This window comes from Rhizobium sp. Root1203 (genome assembly GCF_001424945.1).
GTDB lineage: Bacteria > Pseudomonadota > Alphaproteobacteria > Rhizobiales > Rhizobiaceae > Rhizobium.
In genome coordinates, this window is the sequence record NZ_LMCW01000022.1 from 45111 (window position 1) to 61041 (window position 15931).

At 62.1% G+C, this 15931-nt stretch carries 13 protein-coding genes; 2 read left to right on the forward strand and 11 right to left on the reverse strand.

Going from position 1 to position 15931, the window contains the following annotated elements:
• Positions 1–87 precede the first annotated feature (87 nt).
• Positions 88–810, forward strand: coding sequence for a copper homeostasis protein CutC (locus tag ASC97_RS20460; RefSeq protein ID WP_057470209.1), 723 nt, complete (start codon positions 88–90; stop codon positions 808–810).
• Between the two features lie 46 nt (positions 811–856).
• On the opposite strand, the gene ASC97_RS20465 is transcribed toward ASC97_RS20460, so the two are convergent.
• From ASC97_RS20465 to ASC97_RS20495, 7 genes are all read right to left on the reverse strand, one after another.
• A complete protein-coding gene (locus ASC97_RS20465) occupies positions 857–1876 on the reverse strand; it encodes a zinc-binding alcohol dehydrogenase family protein (protein ID WP_057470192.1) in 1020 nt (339 codons plus the stop codon).
• 66 nt (positions 1877–1942) lie between these two features.
• The gene (locus ASC97_RS20470) at positions 1943–2917 is read right to left on the reverse strand and encodes an ABC transporter permease (RefSeq protein ID WP_057470193.1); all 975 of its coding nucleotides are present in this window, start codon (positions 2915–2917) and stop codon (positions 1943–1945) included.
• A gap of 25 nt (positions 2918–2942) precedes the next feature.
• The gene (locus tag ASC97_RS20475; protein WP_057470194.1) at positions 2943–4493 is read right to left on the reverse strand and encodes a sugar ABC transporter ATP-binding protein; all 1551 of its coding nucleotides are present in this window, start codon (positions 4491–4493) and stop codon (positions 2943–2945) included.
• Positions 4494–4611: 118 nt separating this feature from the next.
• Positions 4612–5598: an ABC transporter substrate-binding protein gene (locus ASC97_RS20480; protein WP_057470195.1), complete on the reverse strand. Its 987-nt coding sequence runs from the start codon at positions 5596–5598 to the stop codon at positions 4612–4614.
• Between the two features lie 358 nt (positions 5599–5956).
• Entirely contained in the window at positions 5957–6403 is a 447-nt protein-coding gene (locus ASC97_RS20485) for an RbsD/FucU family protein (RefSeq protein ID WP_057470196.1), read from the reverse strand.
• Positions 6404–6413: 10 nt separating this feature from the next.
• Complete coding sequence (locus ASC97_RS20490) at positions 6414–7433, reverse strand: aldo/keto reductase (protein WP_057470197.1); 1020 nt, start codon at positions 7431–7433, stop codon at positions 6414–6416.
• A 34-nt stretch (positions 7434–7467) separates the two neighbouring features.
• Entirely contained in the window at positions 7468–8970 is a 1503-nt protein-coding gene (locus tag ASC97_RS20495) for a UxaA family hydrolase (protein WP_057470198.1), read from the reverse strand.
• 238 nt (positions 8971–9208) lie between these two features.
• Here ASC97_RS20495 and ASC97_RS20500 point away from each other — a divergent pair, with 238 nt between their 5' ends.
• Positions 9209–10123, forward strand: coding sequence for a GntR family transcriptional regulator (locus tag ASC97_RS20500; RefSeq protein ID WP_057470199.1), 915 nt, complete (start codon positions 9209–9211; stop codon positions 10121–10123).
• A gap of 22 nt (positions 10124–10145) precedes the next feature.
• Here ASC97_RS20500 and ASC97_RS20505 read toward each other — a convergent pair whose 3' ends face one another.
• From ASC97_RS20505 to ASC97_RS20520, 4 genes are all read right to left on the reverse strand, one after another.
• Complete coding sequence (locus ASC97_RS20505) at positions 10146–13289, reverse strand: efflux RND transporter permease subunit (RefSeq protein WP_057470200.1); 3144 nt, start codon at positions 13287–13289, stop codon at positions 10146–10148.
• A gap of 3 nt (positions 13290–13292) precedes the next feature.
• Complete coding sequence (locus ASC97_RS20510) at positions 13293–14438, reverse strand: efflux RND transporter periplasmic adaptor subunit (protein ID WP_057470201.1); 1146 nt, start codon at positions 14436–14438, stop codon at positions 13293–13295.
• 389 nt (positions 14439–14827) lie between these two features.
• A complete protein-coding gene (locus ASC97_RS20515; protein WP_057470202.1) occupies positions 14828–15241 on the reverse strand; it encodes a hypothetical protein in 414 nt (137 codons plus the stop codon).
• Between the two features lie 127 nt (positions 15242–15368).
• Positions 15369–15671 (reverse strand): hypothetical protein, encoded by a 303-nt coding sequence (locus ASC97_RS20520; protein ID WP_057470203.1) that lies wholly within the window; start codon positions 15669–15671, stop codon positions 15369–15371.
• Between the last annotated feature and the right edge of the window lie 260 nt (positions 15672–15931).

Consider the following 15931-nt stretch of genomic DNA (forward strand, 5'->3'; position numbering starts at 1 on the left):
GAATTATGCAGGCATAGCGACGAATGCCGGTCGCCGAGTGAGCGGCATCGGCGTATGACGCGGCAGGCAGGCGAAGGAGATTCGGACGTGACGACAGTTTTGGAAGTGTGCGTGGACAGTCCAAAGGGGCTCGCAGCCGCAGTCGAGGGCGGGGCGAACCGCATCGAGCTCTGCTCGGCGCTTGAAGTCGGCGGCCTCACCCCTGTCGCCGGTCTGATGAAGGCGGCGGCAGCGGCACCCATCCGCGTCTATGCGATGATCCGTCCGCATGCGGGGCCGTTCGTTTTCGACGCCGCAGACGAAGCGGCGATGATGGCTGATATCGACGCAGCGCGGGCGTTCGGCCTTGCGGGTGTCGTCATCGGCGCCAACCTCCAGGACGGGACGCTGGACCTGCCGCTGCTGCACCGGCTGAAAGCCCACGCCGCCGGTATGGGATCGACCCTCCACCGCGCCTTCGATCTGGTTCCAGATCCGGATGTAGCGCTGCAGCAGGCAATCGAACTCGGCTGCGAACGCATCCTGACATCAGGCTGCGTTCCGAAGGCGCTCGACGGGCTCGAGACGCTGGCGCGCCTGTCGAAGGCGGCAGCGGGGCGGATTTCCATCATGCCGGGCAGCGGTGTACGCCCGAGCAACGTCTTGGAAATCCTGCGCGCGACAGGCGCGAAGGAAGTCCACGGCTCGTGCAGTTCTCCGGTCGCAAGCGTGGATCCGCGCGCGGTTGCCTTCGGCTTCGAGGCGGCGTCGGCCAACAGAACGGATGCCGCAGTCGTCCGGCTGATGCGGCAGGCGATCGACGCGGCCTAGAACAATTTCAGCAAAAGCGTGCAGCGCGGCTTTGCGTCCGCAAATGCTAGTTCGCAACCTTGATGACGGCCTTTATCAGCCCGCTTTTCTCGTGCGCCCAGCGCGCGAGATCATGCGGCGCATCGGCGAGCGTCGTGCGGTGGGTGATCAGTTTGTCGACCGGCACGAGGCCGTTGGCAATTGATGCGGCGACATGCTCGAAATCGACGCGCGTCGCATTGCGGCTGCCGATCAGCATCATTTCGCGCTTGTGGAACTCCGGGTCGGAGAAGCGGATGTCGTCCTTGACGACGCTGACCAGAACCAGCGCGCCGCCATGGGCGACGAAGCTGAAGGCTTTCTCCATCGAGGGGCCGTAGCCGGTCGCATCGAAGACGACGTCGAATCCGTCGCCTTCCGTCTTTGCCCTGACTGCCTCGCTGGTGTCGTCGTTTGCAATGATACCGGATGCGAAGCCGAAGCGATGCGCGGCCATGTCGAGGCGTTCGGCGCTGGTGTCGAGCAGTGTGACCTCGTGCCCGGCGATGCGCGAAAAGATAGCGGCGCCAAGGCCGATCGGGCCGGCGCCGATGACGAGCGCGCGAGACCCCGCGGGTGCCAGCGAGCGGCGCACGGCGTGTGCCCCGATTGCCAGGAATTCGACGGTTGCCGCAGCCTCCGGGCTCAATCCCTCCGCCGCGTAGAGATTGCCTGCGGGCACCGTGATTTCCTCGCAGAAGGCGCCGTCGGTATGGACGCCGAGCACCTTGATGTTGGTGCAGCAGTTCGGCTTGCTGTGCCTGCAGGCAACGCAGGTGCCGCAGGAGAGGTACGGGTTGACGATGACCGGCGTGCCCACGGCCAGCGCCACACCGTCCCCGGCTTCGACGACGGTCGCGGATATCTCATGGCCCATGACACGCGGATACTCGAGAAACGGATGCTTGCCCTCGAAGATGTGGTAGTCCGTGCCGCAAATGCCGACATGGCTGACCGCAAGCCGAGCCCAGCCGGGCGCCGGGCTCCCCGGGGAGGGGCGCTCGACGACCTCGAGGACGCCTGGTTGTTGGCAAAGCACGGCTTTCATGACGGGGTCTCGCATCGTTGAAGAGATAAAGCCGGTCTTGCGGACCGGCTTTGCTTGTCGTTTCGGTTAGGAGCTGCGGCGGCGGCGCAACTGGTCGAAATACACGATCACGATGATCAGCAGACCGGTGATGATGCGCTGCCAGAACGAATTGACGTTGAGCAGGTTCGCGCCGTTGTTGATGGTGGCAAGGATGAAGGCGCCGATCAGCGGGCCATGAACCGAACCCACGGCACCGAAGAGGCTGGTGCCGCCGATGACCGACGAGGCGATTGCCTGCAACTCCCATCCGTCCGCCTGTGTGGCATTGCCGATCGCGATGCGCGACGCCAGCAGGACGCCCACAAACGCAGCGAACGTCGCCGAGAGGATATAGGCCATATAGATGATGGCGCTGACCCGGACGCCGGAGAGGCGTGCAGCCTCGCCGTTGGAGCCGACTGCAAAGAGATAGCGGCCCCATCGGCTCAGATGCAGCAGGACGTAGGAGGGGATGGCCACGAGGATCACCATCCAGAACAAACTGGGCACCCCGAGGAAATCGGCGCGCGAGAAGTTGGAGAAGGCCTCGTTGGTGATGTTGATCGACGAGCCGTTGGTGATCAGCAGGCCGAAACCGCGCAATGCCGTCAACGTCGCCAGCGTGATGATGAAGGGCGGCAGGCCCATGTGCACGATGCCGAACCCGTGGAAGGAACCGATCGCAACGCCGAAGGCGAGCGTCAGCAGGATCGCCGCCCACACCGGGAAGCCCGCCTGCAGCAGATAGGCGACGATGACGCCGGCAAAGCCGACGATCGCGCCGACCGAAAGATCGATGCCGGCCGTGATGATCACGAACGTTTCGCCGAGAGCGAGGATCGCCGTCATCGAGCCCTGGCGCAGCAGGTTGCTGATGTTGAGCGGTGTCCAGAAGCTGTTGGTGGAAAGCCCGAGCGCCACCCAAAGCGCAACCAGCAGACCGATCAGGGTCAGCCCGAAGAGAATATTCACTTTCCGGCGTTGCGGCGGCGCGGGGATCTCGGTGGGGGTTACGGTCATTGTCTCTCTCCCTCTTATTCCTAACTCAGACGCCGATCGCTTCGCTGAGGACTTGTTCATGTGACGCCGCATGGAAGCCGTGGGTGGCCACGAGCCTGCCTGTCCGGAAGACGTGCAGTTCGTCGGCCAGCTCGTAGACTTCGGGCAGGTAGGACGAAATCAGGATGATTCCGGCTCCCTGTTTCAGAAGCCTCGCAAACAGCCGGTAGATTTCCGCCTTGGTGCCGACGTCGACGCCGACGGTCGGCTCGTCGAAGATGAAGAGCCGCGCGCCGTGGCTCAGCCACTTGCCGATGACCACCTTCTGCTGGTTGCCGCCCGACATGGCTGACACCAGTACGCGCCGGCTCGGTGTTTTGATGCTGAGGTCGCGGATCTGCTTGTCGGCATTCTTCGCCTCGTCGGCGAGGCCAATGACCGGGCCCTTACTCAACCGGTCGAACACCGGCAGGTTGATGTTGAGGCCGATCGGCAGATTGAGGCAAAGTCCCTGGTCGCGGCGGCTTTCGGGCGCAAGCGCAATCCCGAGTTCCATCGCCGTGCGTTCGTTCTTGATGTTGACCTTCTTGCCCATCCAGTGGATTTCGCCTGCCGTGGTCTTCTCGCGGCCATAGAGACCCAGGGCGAATTCGCTGCGGCCGGCGCCGATAAGGCCATAGAGGCCGACAATCTGACCGGCTTTGACCGAGAGCGATATGTCCTGGAAGCCAGGGCCGGAGAGCCCGCGGACCTCGACGATGTTCTCGCCGATGTCGATGCTTTCCTTGTGGTAGATCTGTTCGATCGAGCGGTTGATCATCAGCGCGATCAACTCGGTGTCGTTCGTCTCGCCGATCAGGCGGGTGCCGACATGCGTTCCGTCGCGCAGCACGGAGACGCGGTCGGCAAGCTCGAAAACCTCTTCCATGCGATGGCTGATGTAGACGATAGTGACGCCTTCGCTCTGCAGGCGGCGGATCAGCTTGAACAGCTGCGCCGATTCCTGACGCGTGAGATAGGCCGTCGGTTCATCGAAAATCAGAAACTGGGTGCCGCGCATCGCTGCGCGGGCGGTGGCGACGAGCTGCTGCTGCCCGATCGTGAGGTCGCTCAGGAGCACGGCGGCCGGCAGGCCGAAGCCGAGATCGTCGAGAACGGCCTGAGCCATCTTTACCATCTGCTTCTTGCGCATCAGGCCGAATTTGTTGACTTCATCGCCGAGAAACAGATTGGCCGCAACCGTCAGATGCGGACACAGCACGACTTCCTGGTGGACGGCATTGATGCCACGCGCGATCGCCTCGTTCGGCGTTGCCAGCGCAACCGGATGGCCGCACCACAGAACCTCGCCGGCGGTTCGATTGATGACGCCGGTCAACAGCTTGATGAGTGTCGACTTGCCGGCACCGTTCTCACCGACGATGGCGTGGATCTCGCCAGCCAGAAACGTCATCGTCGCCGGCTTCAGCGCCTGGACGTAGCCATAGTTCTTCTGCAATCCCTTGAGTTCGAGGATGGGCGCTCCCGCCGGAACGCGGTTTGCCTCTTTCAGCGTGGCGCTATCATCGTGACGATGACTGATTTCTTCCAGGCTCATGGACGTCTCCTCCTCGCGAATTCCGGTCTCTCCACCAGACATCCGCGCTCGACAGGCAGACGATGTTACAGGTGAAGAAGGGCCGCGCGGGATTGCTCCCGCGCGGCCCCGGTGAAGATTACTTGATCTTCGGGTTCAGCAGAGCGTCGATCTTCGGATCGCTCATGTTGGCCTTGGTAACGAGGTTGGCGCCGGTATCGACGTTGGCCTCGACCTTTTCGCCCTTGGATACGGCAAGCGCGGTCTTCACGCCGTCGTAACCCATGCGGTAGGGATCCTGCACCACGAGACCGGCAAGCGCGCCGTCCTTGAGGAAGCCGACGGTCTTGTCGTCGCTGTCGAAGCCGATGACCTTGACCTTGTCGCCAAGCTTGTTCTCAGCAATCGCCTGGCCGACGCCCTGCGCCATGATCAGGTTCGAAGCGAAGACGCCGCCGATGTTCGGGTTGGCAGTGATCAGGTCGGTCATGATGTTGAGACCGGTCGTTGCCTGGCCGTCGGCATACTTGTCGGCGACGACCTTAAGGCCCGGATACTTGGTCTTGACCTGATCGAGGAAGCCTTCGCGGCGCTGCTCGAGCGAGCCGGCGCCGGGCGTGTTCGTGATGATCACGACGTCGCCTTCGTCCTTGCCCGTCATTGCTTTGATCGCGGCAGCGAGGCCGTCGGCAGCAATGCGTCCACCCTGCGTGTTGTCGGTCGTCAGGAACGACTTGAACGCCTTGGAGTCGGCGCCGGAGTCGATGCCGATGATCGGAACGGACTTGGCGGCTTCGTCGATCGGCTTGCCGAGTGCCTTGAATTCCGTCGGCGAGATAACGATCGCGGCCGGCTTGCCGGCTACGGCGTTTTCGAGAATGCTGATCTGGCCGTTGACATCGGTTTCAGCCTGCGCGCCGAGTTCCGGCACGTTGACGCCGAGATCCTTACCGGCGGCGCGAGCGCCGGCGAGAACGATCTGCCAGTAGAAGGAAGTGGTGTCCTTGACGATGATCGGGATCGTGACGTCGGCCGCAAAAGACGGCATCGGCATCGCAGTAGCGATCACGGCAGCGCCCGCAAGAGCTGTAAAGGCTCGACGGGACAGGATGGATTTCATGCGCATGTAGGTTCTCCTCTCAGGTGCGTTCTCCTCCTGGAAATCTCTCGCGAACGCGAACGAGAGATTTTTATCGATAAAAAACATTTCAGATTTGGAAGCTAGCCGAGGCTCATTCCAATTGCAAGCCCATGCATTAAGCCCCTTTGACTCAACAGTTCCGGGGCATTTTGTCCGCTCGCGCCAATGGCGGCGCGTCAGTTGCTACGCTGCAGATGACGCGGCATCAAATCCCGCAAGCCCACTTTCGGACCTTCTTTGCTCCCCGGACTTCCTCCTCGATATCCGGTGGCAGTGTGCAATAGTGAAACATAGGTTCCGCGCAAATGTCAATACGGAATGTTTATTCTATTTTCATTGTCTGCTAGCCGGTGAATACCTCGTGTGGGTGCACCACGCCCTTCTTCAGGATCAGGTTGCCATAGAGCCGAAACTCCGTGGTTGCCACGATGTAGGCTGCTTTTCGCGATCGCTCGTAAAAGGCGAAGCGCTCCAGCGACGCGATTTTAAAGTCGCCGGCGCGCTTCGATACGATGGCCTGGAACTCCGAGCATACGTCCGGCACCGCCTGCGGATCGCCGACGACCTCCATGCGCCAGGCGGTTTCCGGTACGAACGTGTCGAGCGGCATGTGAGCGAGGATCGCTTCAGCCATATCGGTCGCGCTCACGCCATCGGCACGGATCATCTCGGGACCCATGGTGCTGGAAGGGAAATTGGCGTCGGCGATGACGATTTCGTCACCATGGCCCATGCGGGCGATGGCTCGAAGCAGGTCGGGATTGAGAACGGGATGAATTCCTTTGAGCATGGTCTGTTCCTCAGACGCGCACGGCTTCGTCGCCGAGTGGCGGTGCCACGAGCGTGTAGTTGTCGAATTCCGGATAGATCGTCTCGGGCAACGGCGGCGCGAAAAGTGCCATGTTGCGGTTCAGGCTCGATGCCTTCGCGGTGCCGATCAGAACGGAGGCGACGATCGGGTCGCGCAGCGGAAATTGTAGGGCAGGTGCCGCCAGCGGTACGTCATGCTTGCTCGCTATGGCCTCCATGCCGCGAACCCGGGCAAGGACGTCCTCCGTCGCGGGCATGTAGTCGAAGTTCGATCCCGGCACCGCGCCGGTCGCCAGGATACCGGAGTTGAAGACGCCGCCGACCACAAGGGACGTGCCCTTCTGGCGGCAGAGCGGCAGCAGTTCGGCGACCGCGGTCCGGTCGAGCAGCGTGTAGCGGCCGGCCATCAGAATGCAGTCGATGTCGGCGTTGCGCATGACGTCGAGACAAACAGGCGCCTCGTTGACGCCGAGGCCGAAGGCCTTGATCGCTCCGGAGGATTTCAGCTCTTCCAGCGCCTTGACGCCGCTGTCGAGGAATTGCTTCAGATAGACCGCGTTCCTCGCGGCACCATGCGTATAGCCGCCGATGTCATGGACATAGAGAATGTCGATGCGGTTCAGTCCGAGGCGTGCATAGCTGAATTCGACCGAGCGCATGATGCCGTCATAGGAATAGTCGTAGTCCGCATCGAAGCAGAGCGGGTCCACATAGCTGTAGTCCGGTACCGTTCCGGTTGGCACCGGCCGCAACAGCCGTCCAACCTTGGTGGACAGCACCCATTCCGCCTCGGGCTTGTCACGCAGGAAATCCCCAACGCGGCGTTCGGCAAGGCCGAGCCCGTACCACGGAGCGACGTCGAAATAGCGGATGCCGCTGTCCCAGGCCGCATCGAGCGTTTCCATCGCCTGCTCACGCGGGCAGGCACGGTATAGGCCGCCAAGGGCTGCCGCGCCGAAGCTCACTTCGGTCACCGCCAACTCCGTCTTGCCGATCCTTCTCGTCTTCATCATTCCTCCTCTGAAGACTTGATATTGCTTTGATCTAGAGCGTCGCGCCAAGGTGCCACGGCACGAATTCGTTGTCGCCGTAGCCGAACTCTTCGCTCTTGGTCTTTTTGCCGGAGGCGGTATCGATGATGAGATCGAAGATCTCGCGGCCCTTGCCTGATATCGTCGCATCGCCGGTGGCGATCGTGCCGCAGTCGATGTCCATGTCCTCTTCCATCGAGACATAGAGCGCGGAATTGCTGGACAGCTTGATCGATGGCGCCGGGCGACAGCCGAAGCAGCTGCCGCGACCGGTGGTGAACGCGATCATGTTGGCGCCGCCCGCAACCTGGCCGGTCGCAGAGACCGGATCGTAGCCTGGCGTGTCCATGAAGACGAGGCCCGGAGCGGTAACCCGCTCGGCATAGCCGTAGACGGCGTTGAGCGGCGAGCGTCCGCCCTTGGCAACCGCACCGAGAGACTTTTCAAGAATGGTCGTCAACCCGCCGCGCTTGTTGCCGGGCGAGGGGTTGTTGTCGAGCGAGGCCCCATGCATCGCCACGTATTTTTCCCACCAGGCGATCTTGTCGTCGAGCCTCCGTGCCACGTCGTCGCTGACGGCACGGCTGCGCAGCAGATGTTCGGCGCCGTAAATTTCGGAGGTTTCCGAGAGGATGGAGGTGCCGCCGGCTGCAGCCAGCAAGTCGGCCGCCACTCCGAGCGCCGGATTGGCGGTGATGCCCGAGAAGCCATCCGAGCCTCCGCATTGCAGGCCGATGATGATCTCGCCGATCGAGATCGGCACGCGCCGCTCGCGACCGACATCGTCGGCGATCTCGCGAAGCATGCCCATGGCACGTTCGACGGCCCGGCGCGAACCGCCGGCATCCTGGATATTGAAATGGCGCTTGGAATTGCCTGCGCCGCTCTGGCCGTAGAGGGTGAGCTGGTTGACCTCGCAGCCAAGTCCGATCATCAGCACGCCGCCGAAATTGACGTGCCTGGTGTAGCCGGCAAGCGTCCGGTGCAGCACGGCCATCCCGTCGCCCGTCGAGCTCATGCCGCAGCCCTGGTCGTGGACGATCGGCACGAAGCCGTCGATGCCCTCGTAAAGCGGCAGGAGCGTGCGGTTGGCCGTGTCGGCAATCGCACGACAGACCGTGGTGGAACAGTTCACGCTGGCAATGATGCCGATATAGTTGCGCGTCGCCGCACGCCCGTCGGCGCGGCGGTAGCCCATGAAGGTGCGTGCCTTGTCTGCGGCACTTGCTTCTTCCGGTGCCGCGTTCGCGGTCGCCGCAAGGCGGTCGTTCTCGAAATGCAGGTTGTGGCTGTGCACGTGGTCGCCGGCCTTGACGTCCGCCGTCGTCCGCCCGATCGCCTGGCCGTATTTGACGACGGGCTGACCGAGAGGGATATCGGTGAGGGCAATCTTATGGCCGGGGTCGATCTTTTCCCGGGTCGGAATGCCCGCGACATCGGAACCGGCGGCGATCGCTGCCGTTGCAACGGCAACATTGTCGCCGGTCGACAGGATGATCCAGGGGTCTTTGGTCAATCGTCTTCTCCCTGAGGAAACACTCGCTGCATCGGCGAATGCGCATTGATTTTGTTTTTTATCTACAATAAACATTTCCAAGTCAACGGGATTGTTGATCCTGTGGACGAGGGAGGCAAACAGCCGCACGCAATCCAAAATAATATAAGGATTGCTGATAGATAAGCTTCTGCCATGATCCGAAGCCCGCATTCGCGGGCTGTCGGTCCATGCGGCAGGGTATGAAGGCGGGGTGCGTATGGCAAGACAGAATACGGTCTTCAAGGAGGCCTACAATCGCTATGCTTCGGCCTTGCGCGCCGATGAGGCATTGCCGTCGGAACCGGAAATCGCCGCGCAGCTCGGGATCAGCCGCAGCACCGCGCGTGCGATCCTCACTCGCCTCAGCGACGAGGGAATCATTCGCTGGAACAAGCGGCAGAAGATCGTCCTGAGAGCACCGAACGAGGAAGACTTCTTCCCCTCGGAGGAAACGGATTCGCTCCACAACATCATCGAGCGAAGCTTCATGCTGCGCATCCTGTCCGATGACGCGGCGCCCGGCATGCAGATCAACGAGCTGGAACTTGCCCGCGAAATCGGAACCGGCACCACCAGCGTGCGTGAATTCCTCATTCGCTTCTCCCGCTTCGGGCTGATCGAAAAGCGGCCCAACAGCCATTGGATCCTGAAAGGGTTCACCCGCGAATTCGCGCTGGAGCTGGCCGACGTGCGCGAGATGTTCGAGCTTCACTCGGCGGCGGAATTCGGCAAGCTGCCGGCGGGGAACGACGCCTGGCGTGCGCTTGCCGAGATCAAGGCCGAGCACCAGGCGATGCTGCAGGATCTCGACAAGCGCTACAAGCAGTTCTCCGCCCTCGACGAGCGCTTTCACCTGCTCATCCACGGCGCGGCCAAGAACCGGTTCATTGCCGATTTCTACGATGCGATCGCCATCGTCTTTCACTATCACTATCAGTGGAACAAGGCGTTTGCCCGACAGCGCAACGAACGCGCCATTCACGAGCATCTCGACTACATCGCCGCCCTCGAATCACGCGACCCGGCGGCCATCGAATTCTCCTGCCGCCTGCACCTGCGTTCGGCGCGTCAGACCTTGTTGCAGTCCCTGCCGCAGATTGCGACCGAAACGGCAGGCGCCGGCGGCCTATAGGTCCAGACCGTGCAAGCGACGGCTATTGCTCGGCCACCTCCGGCTTCGGCGTGCTCCTGATGCCCTTCGCCTTTTCCCGAAGCCACTGGAAGACCACGTAGAGGACGGGGATCAGGAAGATGCCGACCAGGGCTGCCCCGAGCATGCCGCCGAAGACGGCCGTGCCGACCCCGCGGCGGCTGAGCATGCCGGCTCCTTCTGCTATGACAAGCGGCACGAGGCCGGCGATGAAGGCGAAGCTCGTCATCATCACAGCACGGAAGCGTTCCTTGGCACCTTCCACTGCGGCCTCTGATATGCCGAGCCCATGCGAGCGCCGCTCCATGGCGAACTCGACGATCAAGATGCCGTTCTTCGCGGCAAGCGCGATCAGCACGACAAGACCGATCTGGGCGTAGAGATTGTTGTCGAGGCCGGCGATCTTCAGCGCCAGCATCGCACCGGCGATGCCGGCCGTGACCGACAGCAACACCGCGATGGGAATGGTCCAGCTCTCGTAGAGCCCGACGAGGAACAGATAGGCGAACAGGACCGCGAGGCCGAGGATAATGGTCGTCTTGCCGCTGGCCTCGATCTCCTGCAATGCGGTTCCGGTCCATTCGTAGCTGTAGCCGGGCGGCAGCGTCTTCGCCGAAACTTCCTCCATCGCCGCGATCGCCTCGCCCGAACTGCGACCCGGCGCCGGGCCGCCGTTGATCGTGGCGCTTGAATAGTTGTTGAACCGGACGATCTGCTGTGGCCCGAGGATCAGGCGCGCCTCCGCGAACGCCTTGACGGGAACCATCTGGCCGTTGCTGTTGCGCACGTTGATATTGTAGATGTCGTCGACCCGCGCGCGGGCGGAAGCCTCGCCCTGGACGGTGACCTGCCACGTTCGACCGAACAGGTTGAAGTCATTGACATACGTGCTGCCGAGAACCGCCTGGAGCGCACTGAACACGTCGGCGACCTGGATGCCGAGCGTCTGAACCTTTTCGCGGTCGATATCGAGATAGAGCTGAGGCGTGTTGGCGCTGAAGGTGGTGTAGACCCGGCTGAGCGCCGGATTCTGGTTGGCCGCGAAAATCAGGCCGCGCGCCGCCTGGGCAATTTCCGTGGCGCTTCCCCCGCTCAGGCTGAGAAGCTGGAACTCGAAGCCGCTGCCGGTCCCAAGCCCGATGATCGGCGGCAGGTTGTAGACGATGACGTTGGCATCTCGGATCGACTGAAGCTCAGCGCTGAGCTTGTTGATCAGGCCGTTGGCGGAGAGCTCGGCCGTCGTGCGGTCGGCAAAGGGCTTCAGCGTCATCACCAGCAGGGCCGCGTTCGACTTCACCTGCCCGTCGAGCAGGCTGTAGCCGACAACCGACATGACGCCCTGAACGCCCTCGGTGGCGCGGATGATCGCCTCGACGCGCTTGGCCGTTGCGTCCGTCCGGTTGACCGAGGCACCTTCCGGCAGAATGATTTCGCCGAAGATGGCCCCCTGGTCCTCGGAGGGAAGGAAACCCGTTGGCGTCGTCTTGAACAGCCAGCCGGTCCCCGCAAGCAGCGCCGCCAGGAGGACAAGGCCCAGAGCCGCAAATCGCACCAGCCGCCGGACGATCGATGCGTAACCATCGCGCGCATGATCGATGCCCTTCAACACATAGCGGATGGGTCCCCATCTCGGACCGTGATGAGGCTTGAGCAGCACGGCGCAAAGCGCCGGCGACAGGCTCAGCGCGTTGATGGCGGAAATCACCATAGACACCGATACGGCGACCGCAAACTGGCGGAAGAGTTCCCCGGATATGCCCGGGATGAAGGCCACCGGCACGAACACCGACAGGAGCACCAGCGTGATCGCGACAATCGGCGCCGTGATCTCGCCCATGGCGCGTCGCGCCGCTTCAGCCGGCGTGGCGGTCGGGTCCTTCTCGAGGTGCGCCTCGACGGCTTCCACCACCACGATGGCATCGTCGACGACGATCCCGATGGCGAGCACCAGCGCCAGCAGCGAGACCGTATTGGCCGAAAAGCCCAGCGCCATCATCACGGCGAACGTGCCGATCAGCGACACCGGCACGGCGATCAGCGGAATGAGCGTCGCGCGCACGCTGCCAAGGAACAGGAACACGACGATCACGACAAGAACAAAGGCCTCCAGCAGGGTCTTGACGACCTCGTGGATGCTCTCCTCCACGAATGTCGTCGTGTCGTAGGTGGTCTTGTAAGTCACCCCTTCCGGAAACGCCGGCGACAGTTTCTGCATGAGCTGGTTGATGGCCTCGGCCGTGGCGATGGCATTGCCGCCGGGCGACTGGTAGACGCCGAGCACGGCCGCCGGTGTGCCATCCTGCCGGCCGATCTGCTCCGCGCCCTTCGGCGCCAGTTCGACGCGGGCGACGTCGCGAATTCGGACGAACGAGCCGTCGGGCTCCGCCCTCAGCACCACGTTTCCGAATTCCTCGACGGTCGTGAGCCGCCCCTTGGTCTGGATCGTCAGCTGGAACTGCTGGTCCGGCAATGCGGGCTGCGACCCGATGCGGCCGATTGCGGCCTGAATGTTCTGGCCCTTCAGGGCGGCGACGATGTCGTTCGGCGTCATCGAAAAATTGGTGAGGCGCTCCGGGGTGATCCAGATACGCATGCTGTAGTCCCAGGGGGTCAGCAGGGTCACGTCGCCGACACCCTTGATCCGCTTCAGCCCGTCGATGATGTTGATCGTCGCGTAGTTCGAGAGAAACAGCTGGTCGTGCTCTCCCTTTTCCGATGTCAGCGCGATCAGTTGCATCAGCGCCGACGACTTCTTCTTGACGCTGATGCCCTGGGAGCGCGCTTCCTGCGGCAGTTGCGCCTCCGCAAGGTTGACGCGGTTCTGCACGTTGACGGTGTTGATATCCGGATCCGTCCCGACGGCGAAGCTGACCGTCAGCGTATAGCTGCCGTCATTGCCGCTCGTCGACTTCATGTAGATCATGTTGTCCACGCCGACGACGCGGGACTCGATCGGCTGGGCGATCGATTGCTGAACCACCTCCGCGCTGGCGCCCGGATAGCTTACCGACACGGAAACCTGAGGCGGCACGATATCGGGAAACTGCGCAACCGGAATGAGCGTGAGCGCCACCAGGCCAGCGATGGTGATGACGAGCGAAATGACGACCGCAAGCCGTGGCCGATCGATGAAAATCCCCGACAGCATGGCCTACGACCCCGATTTGACTTCGACGGGAGCGACGACCTGCCCCGGACGGACCTTCTGTATCCCTTCGGTGACGACCAGGTCGCCTGCCGCCAGGCCCTTGGTCACGGTGGCGTCAGCCCCCTCCATTCGCCCCGGCTGGATGTAGCGCACCTCGATCTTGTTTTCCTTGTTCACGACAAGAGCGAAAGAACCGCCCTGGTCTATCTGTATTGCCGACTGCGGCACGACCAGCGCTGCTTCCGGTGCGGCTCCCTGAACCACCACGTTCACCAGCTGGCCATCGATCAGGATGCGCTGGGGGTTGGGAAAGGTCGCCCGGACGGGCACCGAGTCAGTGCCCTGATTGACCGTGACGTCGACGAAATCGATCTTGCCGGGCTGCGGATACTGCGTTCCATCGGCAAGCTGCACGAGAACGACCGCGGAATTTACCTGGTCGCCGAGCTTTCCGGAATTGCCCAGCTTTTCGCGAACGGCAAGAATTTCACGCTGCGACACGGAAAAAGTCACGTAGATCGGGTCCTGGCTGACAACCGTCGCCAGCGCATTGCTCGAGGGGCCGATGAAATTTCCGACGGAGTATAGGGAGCGACCGATGCGTCCGGCAATCGGGGTGCGGATATTGGTGTAGCTGAGGTTGAGTTCGGCCTGGGTCAGCGCCGCGTGGAGCTGGTCCATCTGTCCGGTTGCCTGCTGTTGCTTGGCGCGCGCCAGGTCCAGCTGGGATTGCGGCGCGGCGCTCTTGGCCACGAGGTCGGTCTGTCGCTTGACTTCTACTTCTGCCAGAGACAGCAGCGCCTGCGCCGCCTCCAGATTTCCCTGGGCCTGGGCGACCGCTGCTTCATACTGTCCCTTTTCCATAACGAAGAGAAGGTCGCCGGCTTTCACGTCCTGCCCTTCTGTGAACAGTTTCTTTTCGAGAAACCCGTCGACGCGTGCGCGCAAATCCACTTTGTCGATCGCTTCGACGCGCCCTGTGAAGGAAATCGACGGTCGAATGTCCTTCTCGACCACGGCCACGACAGTCACGCTGGGAGGTGCGACCGCAGGCTTGCCGGCATCCTGTCCCGCCGCGTTCAGGGTGGTTGCAATCGTGGCGATTGCCAATGCAGTCAAAGCCAGGCACGGACCGACGCGGTGTATCATTACCCCTCCAAATCAAGACTTTAGCAAAGGCTGCTTTAGCTTCTCCCTTCGTACGGCAACTGTCAATCAGCCAGGGCGAGGTTTTCTACATATGCGGGAGTGTTTCGGGCAACGGCACGGTTGCCGCGAAAGCGCGCCGCGTCGGGATTTTCCGCCGTCGATCTTGCCGGCCAGCGACGGGAGGTGGAAGCCACCCGGTGTGAAACAGGTCTCATAGGAGGCGCAGGTTCCGAACGACAATGACGCCGGTTCTCGTGTTAGTTCCAGCAAAAGTGCGCAGTTTGCGTCCGGAATTTCGTGAAATCAAAAAGATAGAGCGTTTTCGCGACCAGATGAAAAGCGGAAATTCTCTAGCTGGAATATGATCGGAATGGGGCTGCTGCGTCATTTCAGTTGGGGGAGATCTTGGACACCTCTTCCCCGGCAAAAACGATGACGTATCCCCCGACCAAGGCGGCGTCGTTCGCCCACCGGCGGAACTGTGACAGATAGGGTTCCTGCCGCCAGGTGTCGGGATACGCTGGGTCGACCAGAACGGTGATCTGCGGTCCCTGCGCGTAGATCATCATATGCGAGCGCGATGGATGCCATTCCTCGCTCAGTTCCTCGCTGATCATCCAGAGACAGAGAAAATCCCTGCAGAGCTGCGGCCGGTCGTGATAGATCGCGCAGCCGCGCCCACGGATACAGTTGTTGCACGGCACGTTCGCCGGCTTCGAAAATGCGTCGATTTCCGGAAGCCGGCAGCACAGCGTGCAGCTTCCGCAAGATCGGCCGGCAACAATGGCGTAGCGTGGGTCCATGGGACTGATCGTATCACGTGTATCTCTGGCGATGCGAGAGGGCGATACCCTTCGGCAGCATCAGCAATGGGAGCGAAAATTCCGTCGATGCTGCGCCGCAGTTACCTGCGTGCAGCCTCTGGCAGGTTCATGGCACGTCGTCATGCGCGACGATCCCGCCTTCGCCTTCGAGGATCGCAATCCGCCGCGTCTCGGACCGGTTGAACTTCAACCGCACTCCGATCCCGCCGGTCTCTCCGTCCGGCAGGAAGACAGCACCGGCATGTTCGAGCGCGGACCGGAGCGTATCGACGCTTGCCTCATCCGGATTGTCGAGTTTGCGTTCGAACATCTCGATAATCTCCGTGCGGATGCCCGAGGACGCCGCAAGACGATCCCTGCTATACTCGACGAGCGCCCGCGCGGCACGGCACTGAGAGCCTGTCATCATGATCAACCTCCGTTTCCAGGCAGGATGGTTCAATGAGTTGGAACGGTCAATCCGTTCTCGCCAGCGGGAACACAGCCCCGCGCTCGCGTCATCGCGCCGACTCTGCCGGGCGACAGGTCTGCACTGTGTTCAAGGATTGGCGAGAAATCTTGAGAATGCCCGACCTGAGAGATAGGTGACGTTTTGTACCGGAGACATGGGTAACACTTTTTCGCTTTCGGCGGGAGGTGTTGATGCCGTGGAGAGAGACTTCGGTTATG

Coding starts and splice junctions, on each gene's coding strand:
- ASC97_RS20475 (WP_057470194.1), bottom strand. CDS start 4,493: ATGAGCCTGGAAGAAATCAGTCATCGTCACGATGATAGCGCCACGCTG.
- ASC97_RS20520 (WP_057470203.1), bottom strand. CDS start 15,671: ATGATGACAGGCTCTCAGTGCCGTGCCGCGCGGGCGCTCGTCGAGTAT.
- ASC97_RS20485 (WP_057470196.1), bottom strand. CDS start 6,403: ATGCTCAAAGGAATTCATCCCGTTCTCAATCCCGACCTGCTTCGAGCC.
- ASC97_RS20465 (WP_057470192.1), bottom strand. CDS start 1,876: ATGAAAGCCGTGCTTTGCCAACAACCAGGCGTCCTCGAGGTCGTCGAG.
- ASC97_RS20470 (WP_057470193.1), bottom strand. CDS start 2,917: ATGACCGTAACCCCCACCGAGATCCCCGCGCCGCCGCAACGCCGGAAA.
- ASC97_RS20490 (WP_057470197.1), bottom strand. CDS start 7,433: ATGAAGACGAGAAGGATCGGCAAGACGGAGTTGGCGGTGACCGAAGTG.
- ASC97_RS20510 (WP_057470201.1), bottom strand. CDS start 14,438: ATGATACACCGCGTCGGTCCGTGCCTGGCTTTGACTGCATTGGCAATC.
- ASC97_RS20505 (WP_057470200.1), bottom strand. CDS start 13,289: ATGCTGTCGGGGATTTTCATCGATCGGCCACGGCTTGCGGTCGTCATT.
- ASC97_RS20500 (WP_057470199.1), top strand. CDS start 9,209: ATGGCAAGACAGAATACGGTCTTCAAGGAGGCCTACAATCGCTATGCT.
- ASC97_RS20515 (WP_057470202.1), bottom strand. CDS start 15,241: ATGGACCCACGCTACGCCATTGTTGCCGGCCGATCTTGCGGAAGCTGC.
- ASC97_RS20480 (WP_057470195.1), bottom strand. CDS start 5,598: ATGCGCATGAAATCCATCCTGTCCCGTCGAGCCTTTACAGCTCTTGCG.